The following is an 8,416-nucleotide window of genomic DNA, read 5'->3' as shown; positions in this document are numbered from 1 at the left end:
GCGGCGGCGCTATATATCGAGGAAGTTGTACACGCCTTTTCATCGTTTTACTTGTCGACCCTCCTAAACCAAACAAAAAATGGAATCGTCAGTGATGCAAAAGTTGCTATGCGCTGCACTTTCCACTTCCACCAAAGAGGATGCTCTCAACCTTGAGGCGTTTGCCCAGTGCGTGGCCCCGCTAGGGGTCGATGTGCTGTTGCGCGGCGAAACCGGCACTGGCAAGGACACCCTGGCGGAAAAGATCCACAGCCTGTCCGGCCGGTCCGGAAAATTCGTTGCCATCAATTGCGCCGCCATCCCCGAGTCCCTGGCGGAGAGCCAACTCTTCGGGGCCAATACCGGGGCATTCACCGGGGCCAGCCAGAATCGCGCGGGGTTCGTCGAAGCCGCGCACAACGGCACGCTCTACCTGGATGAAATCGACAGCATGCCGCTGGGGCTGCAAGCCAAGCTGCTGCGGGTCCTTGAATCCAGAACGGTGCAGCGGCTGGGCTCGACCCAGAACATTCCGGTGAACATGCGGGTGATCGCCTCGGCCCAAAGCCCGTTGGCGGACATGGTCGAACGCGGCGAATTTCGCCGGGACCTCTATTTCCGCCTGAACATCATCAGCCTAAAGTTGCCGCCGCTGCGTAGCCGCAAGGAACGCATCGTGCCGCTGTTCCAGACGCTCGTGCGGCGGGAGGCGCAAGCGCTGGACCGGCCTTACGTCGCGCCATCGCCCGCACTGTTGCGCCAGTTGCTCGGCTACGCCTGGCCCGGAAACATTCGCGAGTTGCAATCGGCCGCCAAGCGCTACGTGCTCGGCCTTCCGGCGCTGCCCCGCGCCGAGCAGTTGGAGAACAACAGCTCGACGCTCAAGCTCAAGGAACATCTGCAGCAGTTCGAAAAGATCCTCATCGAAGACTGCATGCGCCGTCACCATCACTGCATCGACAAAGTCATCGCCGAACTGGGCATCGCCCGGCGCACCCTGTACTACCGGATGAAGTGCCTGCAAATCTCCTCGAGTTGAGTGGATCGGTGGAACCGTTTGCATAGCGGTCGCCACTTAATCGTCGAGACGTTCACGATCGTCTCGCCATTCCACAATCCGGAGATACGACTATGAGTTTCGGTGGAGCTTCTCTCGCCGCCTCCATGGCTGCCATGCAGCAGATGGACGCCACGTCGGCGGCGATGACGACCATGAAATCCCAATTCGATCAGAAAAAACTGGTCGCCGACACCATGAATGCCATTTCAGCGGAGTCGATGGACAGCGCGACCAAGGCCATCACCGCCATGGGGGAGGCCTCGAAAAACATACGATTCTGACCCTCTCGCTCCAGCCCCGCTCCGGCGGGGAACCTCACGTGCGATGAGAGGAGGCCCTATGCAGATCCATTCGCCCGACAGCCCTCATATTCCCAAGGACTTGCTCCGCGACGACGCGACGCAACGCCCCGCCTCGACCTCGGTGGGCCTGGCGAATCTGCTTGCCGAACATTTGGCGCTCCCCGTTGCGGGCAATCGATTGCGCGAATCGCTTGTACAGTGGAGCAGCGAGCACGGCTCGACAGGCGGCCAGTCACGGCCAGGTCTACCCAGCCCGCAGGACAGACTGGCGGCAGAGACCGAAGCGCCTCTGCACCTGGTGCTCGAAGACATTCTTGAAGAGATCAACGGTGGCACCGGCTCCACGCTCGACGTGGATATCGATGACGCCTATTCCAACGAAGACCTGTTCAACGACCTGGCGCAGATGCTCGCCCATCGCCGCCAGCCCATCGGCGACAACGACGTCGACAGCCAGGGCGATTTCGGCAACGCCAACAACCCATTCTGCGGCGCACTGTTTGGCGCCTGGGAGATGGAAGGCGACCACGCCACGCGGCGCAGTCGTCATGACACGAGCCTGTCGCTGCTGTTGCAGATCATCGCGGTACTGGGCCGAAGGAAACTGTTGACGCTGCTGGACATCGACGAAGACCAGGGCCAGGCGCGCTATGAGCCGGACGACCAGGACCTGCTGTTCGAAGTCGCGCGATTCATGGACCAGCACCCGACGCGCTATCCCCCGCCAACGGGCCCCGATGCAGAGCGGTGGACATGGACCGAACGTGTTGCCTGTGGCGAGCCCCTGGATGCTGGCGAAACCCGCTTGTTCCAACTTGCCCTGGAAGAATTGGACCTGGCCCTCGCCCGCTTGTCCGGCCAGCACGCCCCGATGATGCGGCGCGGTCGGCGCAGCCGGGAAGAAATCGAGTTCCACCTGAGCGTCACCGGTAGCGCTCGCAACGTCTTGAAGTTGATGTACGCCTGAAGCCCACCTTTGAATTGGAGAAACCCATGACCGTCCAAGCCATCGACACCACCAGCGTTGCCTCCACCGCTGCAAAAACCGGCGCCAGCCCACACGCGCGCGCCGAGACCAGCGATGTCAGCTGGTTCAACGCGCAAATGCATGAAAAACCCCCGGTCCCCGACAGCGAAAACAACGTCGCGGCGAGGATCATCGATTCACTGTCCAGCCGCTCCGGCGAGTTGCAGCGCCTGGATGACCGGGCCAACCGCGACATGCTCAAGGCCATCCGCACCGCCGATCCGCAAGACATGTTGCAGTCGAACCGGTCGCTGTCCTCCTTCCACCTGGAGAGCCTGATGACGGCGAAGATCGTCAGCAAGGGCTCCCAGGCCATCGAGAAACTCACCAATCTCCAGTAAAGGGAAGCCGGTCATGTTCATGCGCGCGTTCTCATCTCTAGTGCTGTGCCTGTTGCTCGCCGGTTGCGACGAAAGGACCGCGCTGCACAGTCACCTGTCCGAGCAGGATGCCAATGAAGTGATCGCCGAGCTGGCGAACAAGAACGTCGAAGCCAGCAAGCAGGTCGACAAGGACGGGCTGACCGTACTGGTCGAGCCGGCCGACATGAACAGCGCCGTGCAGGTGCTGGAAGCGGCCGGCCTGCCGCGCCGGTCGCGGTCCAGCCTGGGGGAGATCTTCCGCAAGGAAGGGGTGATTTCAACGCCGATGGAAGAGCGCGCCCGCTACATCTACGCACTGTCCCAGGAGCTTGAATCGACGCTGTCGCAAATCGATGGCGTGGTGCTCGCCCGGGTCCATGTGGTCCTGCCGGAACGGGTCGCGCCTGGCGAGCCGGTCCAACCGGCCTCGGCCTCGGTGTTCATCAAGCACACCAGTGCCCTCGATCCCGACAGCATCACGCCGCGCGTGCGCAACCTGGTCGCCAGCGGGATCCCCGGCATGGCCGACGCGGCCCAGAACCCGGCCAAGCTGTCGGTGGTCTTCGTGCCCGCCGCGGCTTATCAGGAGCGGCGCAAGATGGCGTATTTCGGACCGTTCCTCATGCAGGCCGAAGACGTCGGTTATTGGCGCGCCATGACCGTCGCGGCCAGCGTCACGTTGTTCGTGTTCTTGGCAGGTGTCTTGTACGGCCTCTACCGGCTGTGGCGAAACGGCGTGCTGGTACTGCCGCGTTTTCTCGAACGCAAGGCCGCAACGCAGGCGTCGCAACCGAGCGGCGCGACACCGTCGCTGTTCGCCGTGAAAACCCCAGGGGCCAAGCCTGACAACAACGGAACGGCGGCATGAACGCGACGCTCGATTGGGTTCGCTGGTGGAGTCTTGCGTGGCGCGAGGCCGATCGGGACTGGTATCCGTCGGCGCTTGGCCTGTTGCCCGCCGCACAACTGGACGCCTTGGCACGAGGGCATCATGCCGCATTGGCGCGCCGTTTCGGCATCACGCCGTGCATGCCGCCACCGCCTGATCCTTCGGTGGTTTCGCTGTGTTGCGGCACGCCTCGAACCCTGCACCTTGCTTGTCGATTGGTGGCGAATACTTGCTCGCCGCTGACCGTATCCGACGAGCTTGGCGCACAGGATCAAGCCTGGTGCGAGCGCACCGCCAAGGCCCTGCGTCCCGGCCATTGGCTCGAACGGGACCAGGATTCGCTTGTACTGCTACGCGCCTGGCTGGGAGAGAGAACTTGGGAGCGGGCGCGCCTGGCCTTTCCTCGCGCCAGGATCGTCGCCCTCGAATCGCAGCCCACCCCACAACCGCCCGCCGCCAAGCTCAACACGCTCTGGCAGTCCGCCTGCTGGAAAGCCGAGCAAAGCCTGGCGCCAGCGACCACCCAAACGGAGATGCACGATGCTCGCCCGGCGCTCGCTTGAACTACGCCCCGAAGGTCAAGGCTTGCAACAGCCTTACATCCCTTATGAAACCCTGGTGGATTGTGGCCGTGCCCAGGCCGTACTCGAACACGCCCAGGCACAGGCCGCGCAGTTGATCGCACGCGCCGCCGAGCAGGCCGACGCCGCGGTGATCGAGGCTCAAGCGCAATTCTGGGAGAACGCCGAAACCGTGCTCGCCGCTTGGGAAAGCCAGCGCCAGGCCATGTGGGAACGGATCGAGACCAGCGCCGCGCAGCTGGTCAACGAGGCCCTGGGGACGCTGCTGGACGATGTCCCGGAGCAGGCACGGATCGATGCGCTCGTGCGTCAGCTAGCGACCCGCCAGGACGACCCGATAGAGGCCACCCTTCGCTGCCATCCCGATGACCTTGCACGCCTGGCGCAAAACCTGGGCGCGGCGGGCGAGCGTCCCTGGACACCCGTCGCGGACGCCAGCCTGGCTGTCCACCAGCTAAAGCTGGAAACGCCGGGAGGGACGTTCCTGCTCGACTGGGAAACGGCTGTCAACGCGTTGCGCCCCGCCGATCCTCAGCCGTAACGCCAGTGCAGACGCCCCAAATTCCGTGGCGAGGGAGCTTGCTCCCGCTTGGCTCTGTAGGAGCTGGCGAAGCCTGCGATCTTTTGATCTTTTAATCTTTTGATCTTTTGCTCAAGCTTCAATGAGTAGTGAAAAGATCGCAGCCTCGCTTCGCTCGGCAGCTCCTACAAAACCAGCGGGAGCAGGATCATTCTCGCCACCCAATCTTTTCCTCACTTTCCGCGGAACCGCCACTGGCGTAACCACCACTCACCCGGTGAACACGCCTATCTCGGAGGAACCGTCCATGTCTTCTATCGATGCCCTACAGCGCCGCCTCGACACCTACTTCCAGCGCGCGACCGATAACGTCAACAACGCAGCAATGAACGCCGCAGAGAGTCAATCACTGGACGACATGCATTCGTTCTTCACCAGCATGAACGGCATGTCGGTCGCGGTGAATGCGGCCACCCAACAAACCACAGCCCACCACAACCTCGCCAAGGCGATCATCGATGCAATGCCATGAGCTGCGCACACAGCTCGCCCGCTGGCGCGTCAGCGTCGATGGCCCCGAGCGTTTCGCCATTGTCGTCGACGACGGCGAAGCGGTTTTCAACCGCCTCGAAGGCGGCCTGCTGGTGTCAGTCGAGTTGAACGTCGCGATGGGCAACGAGGCGTCGCTGGAAGACATCCTGCGGCTGGCGCACCCCAGCCTCTCGCGATTCCCCGGTGCGCTGGCCCGTTCGCCCCAGGACGATCGGTTGTGGCTGCTGGCGCACCTGGCGCAGGACGCCCACCTCGACGATCTGCTCGAAACGCTCGAAGCATTGCTCAACCAGCGGGACACCTGGCAGTCGGCCCTTCATAAAAGCCCACGCGCCGTCGCGCAACGTCCCTCGCATTTTCACTTGCTCGGAACAGGAATCCGCCATGCCTAACAGGTGGCTTGCACCGTACCCTTCGTTGTCCGCTGGCAAGGTTGACCTTCGCCGGTCGATCGCGCGTCGCTGGATGAAAGCCTCGTTGCTCGCGCTGGCCTTGGCCGGCGCGCTGGGCGCGGGCATGCCGACAGAGGCGGCAGTACCGACCGACTGGAAGAACACGCCGTACGCCTACGATGCCCAGAACACACCATTGCCCAAGGTACTTGGCGATTTTGCCAACACCTTTGGCGTGCAACTGGTGCTCGACGGCACCGTGAAAGGCACCGTCGACGGCCGGATGCGGGCTGAAAGTCCCCAGGCGTTCCTCGATCGGCTCGGCCTGGAAAATCGCTTCCAGTGGTTCATGTACGGCAACACCTTGTACGTCAGTCCGTTGCAGAACCAGGACTCCAAGCGACTGGAGGTTTCTGCCGACGCGGCACCGGACATGAAGCAAGCCTTGATCGACATCGGCCTGCTGGACCCGCGCTTCGGTTGGGGCGAATTGCCCGACGAAGGGGTGGTCCTGGTCTCCGGCCCGGAGCGCTACGTGCGCCTGGTGGCGCAGTTCGCCGAAGCACGCAAGACACCCGAAGAGAAGCAGGAAGTGATCAGCTTCCCGCTGCGCTACGCCACCGCCGCCGACCGCAGCGTCAAGTACCGGGGCGATACGCTGGTGATTCCTGGGGTCGCGACCATCCTGAAAGGTCTGCTGGAAAGCCGCAGCGCCGTTTCCGGAGGGATGCAGGCGGCCTCGCCCCAAGCGGCGTTCCAGAACATGCAGACCCAGCAATCCATGAGCATGAGCAACATCGAGCAGTTGGCGTTGAACGGCATGGGGCGCCCGAACACCAACCGCGTGCAGCCCGGCGGGAACGGCGGGAACGGCGGCCGCGGCCGGATCCGTGTCGAAGCCGACGTGCGCAACAACGCGGTGCTCATCTACGACTCACCCAAACGGCGGGAAATCTACACACCGCTGATTCGTGATGTGGACGTGCCGCGCAAACTCGTGGAAATCGACGCGATCATCCTCGACATCGACCGCACCCAACTGGCCGAGCTGGCGTCGAACTGGAACGTTGAAAGCGGCGACCTGATTGGCGGCGCCTCGATGATTCGTCCTGGCGCCAGCTCAACGGTGTTCATCCAGGACTACGGCGATTTCTCCGCCCAACTACGGGCCTTGGAAGGTCGTGGCCTGGCCTCGGTGGTGGCGAATCCATCGGTGCTGACCCTGGAAAACCAGCCGGCGGTCATCGACTTCAGCAAGACCGAGTACATCTCCGCCATCGGCGAACGCGTGGCCACCGTCGAGCCCATCACCGCCGGCACCAGCCTGCAAGTCGTGCCCCACGCCATCGAGACCGGCGGCCGCAACCAGATCCAGATGTCCCTGGACATCGAAGACGGCCGCATCGAACCCTCGGAAGTCGGCCAACAGACCCCCAGCGTGCGCCGGGGCGTGGTCAGCACCCAGGCGGTGATGGGAGAAAGCCGCTCGCTGGTGGTGGGCGGCTTTCATACCGAAGAAACCGGGGACAACCTTGAGCGGGTGCCGTGGCTGGGGCGTATCCCGCTGATCGGACCGCTGCTGTTTTCCTCGACCACGCGCGAGACCAGTCGCCGCGAACGGGTGTTCATCCTCACGCCCCGCCTGATCGGTGACCAGGTCGACCCGGCTCGCTACATCTCCGCGCTCGACCGCGAACAAGTGGACAGCGCCATGGCGCGCCTGGAAGAACGCCGCAACGGCACGCGGCCCGTCGGTCGCGTCGAGGTCAGCGATGTCCTCGCGCAACTGGCCGACGGCAATATCCCGGCGACGTTCAAGCAGGCCGCCTCGATCCCCTATTCGCCCGACACGCTGTGTGCCTTGCAGCCTGGCTTGTCCCTGGACGCCACAAGGGCCCAATGGTTCGCCGGCCCCGACTACGGAATCGCCGTGGGCGTGGTGCGCAACGAGGGCAGTCATCGGCTGCGTTTCGACGAGGCGAGCTGCAGCACCCGCTGGACGCTGGCCGCTTCCGCCTGGCCGAAGGTGTGGCTTGAGCCGGGCGAAGAAACGGAAGTCTTCGTCGTCATGAAACAACCCAAGCGCACGCCAGGCGGCGGACGCTCTTCTCTCCTGCAAACCAGTGCGAGGACCACGCCATGAGTCGCACGCTGAAGCTACTCGTCATATTGCTGAGCCTGCCAGTGTTTGCCGGCTGTGCAAGCCGCTGGGGCTGCCAGGGCGATGCGTGCGACCGCGCCGAACCCGACACCGGCCGGCTGGTGATCTGGTGGTCGCCGGGCATGCGCGGCGGCCTGGGTTCACCTGAACACCCGCTCGACCACACGGTCGTTCCACTGGAGAACTGAAACGGTATGTCTTTTTCGGTACACAGCGTAAGCACGCGCCAGGCTTTTCAGAAAAACATCATCGCCGGCATCGCGACGTATTGGGAAATTGCCCCGGGCATCGAGTTCTGCCTGCGACGTGAACCTCACAGCGTGGGGCTCGCCTTGCAGGTGCACAGCCAGGCATTACGGGCGAACCAGATGCAGCACGCCCTCGAACGACGTTTCGCCCAGCCGGGTGAATACGCGCAGCTGTTCCTGTTTCTCGATCCACAGCGCGCATTGGTGGTTTGGCAGGCCCTGCCGGAATCACCAATATCGTCGCAGATGCTCGATGTGATCCAGTCCCGGCAGTTGGCACTGTTGGGCCTGGAAGACCTCGATGATTATGCGGTGATGTACTGAAACAATTTCCGTGAGCCCA

General features: G+C 63.3%; 12 protein-coding genes. All 12 read left to right on the top strand.

Features of this window, described 5'->3' with window-relative positions; translation table 11 throughout:
* The first annotated feature begins 94 nt into the window (after positions 1 to 94).
* The 12 genes from OC610_RS16085 to OC610_RS16030 all read left to right on the top strand — a co-directional run bounded on the left by OC610_RS16085 (position 95) and on the right by OC610_RS16030 (position 8,397).
* The gene (locus OC610_RS16085; protein ID WP_264428992.1) at positions 95 to 1,018 is read left to right on the top strand and encodes a sigma 54-interacting transcriptional regulator; all 924 of its coding nucleotides are present in this window, start codon (positions 95 to 97) and stop codon (positions 1,016 to 1,018) included.
* Positions 1,019 to 1,110: 92 nt separating this feature from the next.
* Complete coding sequence (locus tag OC610_RS16080) at positions 1,111 to 1,320, top strand: hypothetical protein (protein ID WP_030138390.1); 210 nt, start codon at positions 1,111 to 1,113, stop codon at positions 1,318 to 1,320.
* A gap of 58 nt (positions 1,321 to 1,378) precedes the next feature.
* Positions 1,379 to 2,308 (top strand): harpin HrpZ family protein, encoded by a 930-nt coding sequence (locus tag OC610_RS16075; protein ID WP_264428990.1) that lies wholly within the window; start codon positions 1,379 to 1,381, stop codon positions 2,306 to 2,308.
* A gap of 26 nt (positions 2,309 to 2,334) precedes the next feature.
* Positions 2,335 to 2,709 carry a type III secretion system inner rod subunit SctI gene (gene sctI, locus OC610_RS16070; RefSeq protein WP_264428987.1) on the top strand — a complete coding sequence of 125 codons (375 nt, stop codon included), beginning with the start codon at positions 2,335 to 2,337 and terminating at the stop codon, positions 2,707 to 2,709.
* A 13-nt stretch (positions 2,710 to 2,722) separates the two neighbouring features.
* Positions 2,723 to 3,598, top strand: coding sequence for a type III secretion system inner membrane ring lipoprotein SctJ (gene sctJ / locus OC610_RS16065; protein WP_264428986.1), 876 nt, complete (start codon positions 2,723 to 2,725; stop codon positions 3,596 to 3,598).
* Complete coding sequence (locus OC610_RS16060) at positions 3,595 to 4,182, top strand: hypothetical protein (protein ID WP_264428985.1); 588 nt, start codon at positions 3,595 to 3,597, stop codon at positions 4,180 to 4,182. The genes sctJ and OC610_RS16060 overlap by 4 nt, the downstream gene beginning before the upstream one ends.
* A complete protein-coding gene (sctL, locus tag OC610_RS16055; protein ID WP_264428984.1) occupies positions 4,160 to 4,741 on the top strand; it encodes a type III secretion system stator protein SctL in 582 nt (193 codons plus the stop codon). Before OC610_RS16060 ends, sctL begins: the two co-directional genes overlap by 23 nt.
* Positions 4,742 to 5,027: 286 nt before the next feature.
* Positions 5,028 to 5,252 carry a type III secretion protein HrpF gene (locus OC610_RS16050; protein ID WP_264428982.1) on the top strand — a complete coding sequence of 75 codons (225 nt, stop codon included), beginning with the start codon at positions 5,028 to 5,030 and terminating at the stop codon, positions 5,250 to 5,252.
* Positions 5,239 to 5,664, top strand: coding sequence for a type III secretion system chaperone (locus OC610_RS16045; RefSeq protein ID WP_264428980.1), 426 nt, complete (start codon positions 5,239 to 5,241; stop codon positions 5,662 to 5,664). The genes OC610_RS16050 and OC610_RS16045 overlap by 14 nt, the downstream gene beginning before the upstream one ends.
* Positions 5,657 to 7,807 carry a type III secretion system outer membrane ring subunit SctC gene (gene sctC / locus OC610_RS16040; RefSeq protein ID WP_264428979.1) on the top strand — a complete coding sequence of 717 codons (2,151 nt, stop codon included), beginning with the start codon at positions 5,657 to 5,659 and terminating at the stop codon, positions 7,805 to 7,807. Before OC610_RS16045 ends, sctC begins: the two co-directional genes overlap by 8 nt.
* Positions 7,804 to 8,013 carry an HrpT family type III secretion system protein gene (gene hrpT, locus OC610_RS16035; protein WP_030138399.1) on the top strand — a complete coding sequence of 70 codons (210 nt, stop codon included), beginning with the start codon at positions 7,804 to 7,806 and terminating at the stop codon, positions 8,011 to 8,013. The genes sctC and hrpT overlap by 4 nt, the downstream gene beginning before the upstream one ends.
* A gap of 6 nt (positions 8,014 to 8,019) precedes the next feature.
* Complete coding sequence (locus OC610_RS16030; protein ID WP_264428978.1) at positions 8,020 to 8,397, top strand: hypothetical protein; 378 nt, start codon at positions 8,020 to 8,022, stop codon at positions 8,395 to 8,397.
* Positions 8,398 to 8,416 lie beyond the last annotated feature (19 nt).

Origin of the sequence: Pseudomonas agronomica, from assembly GCF_025917275.1 — a bacterium.
Taxonomy (GTDB): Bacteria; Pseudomonadota; Gammaproteobacteria; order Pseudomonadales; family Pseudomonadaceae; genus Aquipseudomonas; species Aquipseudomonas agronomica.
Note: the sequence above shows the minus strand (reverse complement) of the source record. Positions and strands in the feature narration are given on the sequence as shown.

Coding starts and splice junctions, on each gene's coding strand:
- OC610_RS16085 (WP_264428992.1), top strand. CDS start 95: ATGCAAAAGTTGCTATGCGCTGCACTTTCCACTTCCACCAAAGAGGAT.
- OC610_RS16080 (WP_030138390.1), top strand. CDS start 1,111: ATGAGTTTCGGTGGAGCTTCTCTCGCCGCCTCCATGGCTGCCATGCAG.
- OC610_RS16075 (WP_264428990.1), top strand. CDS start 1,379: ATGCAGATCCATTCGCCCGACAGCCCTCATATTCCCAAGGACTTGCTC.
- sctI (WP_264428987.1), top strand. CDS start 2,335: ATGACCGTCCAAGCCATCGACACCACCAGCGTTGCCTCCACCGCTGCA.
- sctJ (WP_264428986.1), top strand. CDS start 2,723: ATGTTCATGCGCGCGTTCTCATCTCTAGTGCTGTGCCTGTTGCTCGCC.
- OC610_RS16060 (WP_264428985.1), top strand. CDS start 3,595: ATGAACGCGACGCTCGATTGGGTTCGCTGGTGGAGTCTTGCGTGGCGC.
- sctL (WP_264428984.1), top strand. CDS start 4,160: ATGCTCGCCCGGCGCTCGCTTGAACTACGCCCCGAAGGTCAAGGCTTG.
- OC610_RS16050 (WP_264428982.1), top strand. CDS start 5,028: ATGTCTTCTATCGATGCCCTACAGCGCCGCCTCGACACCTACTTCCAG.
- OC610_RS16045 (WP_264428980.1), top strand. CDS start 5,239: ATGCAATGCCATGAGCTGCGCACACAGCTCGCCCGCTGGCGCGTCAGC.
- sctC (WP_264428979.1), top strand. CDS start 5,657: ATGCCTAACAGGTGGCTTGCACCGTACCCTTCGTTGTCCGCTGGCAAG.
- hrpT (WP_030138399.1), top strand. CDS start 7,804: ATGAGTCGCACGCTGAAGCTACTCGTCATATTGCTGAGCCTGCCAGTG.
- OC610_RS16030 (WP_264428978.1), top strand. CDS start 8,020: ATGTCTTTTTCGGTACACAGCGTAAGCACGCGCCAGGCTTTTCAGAAA.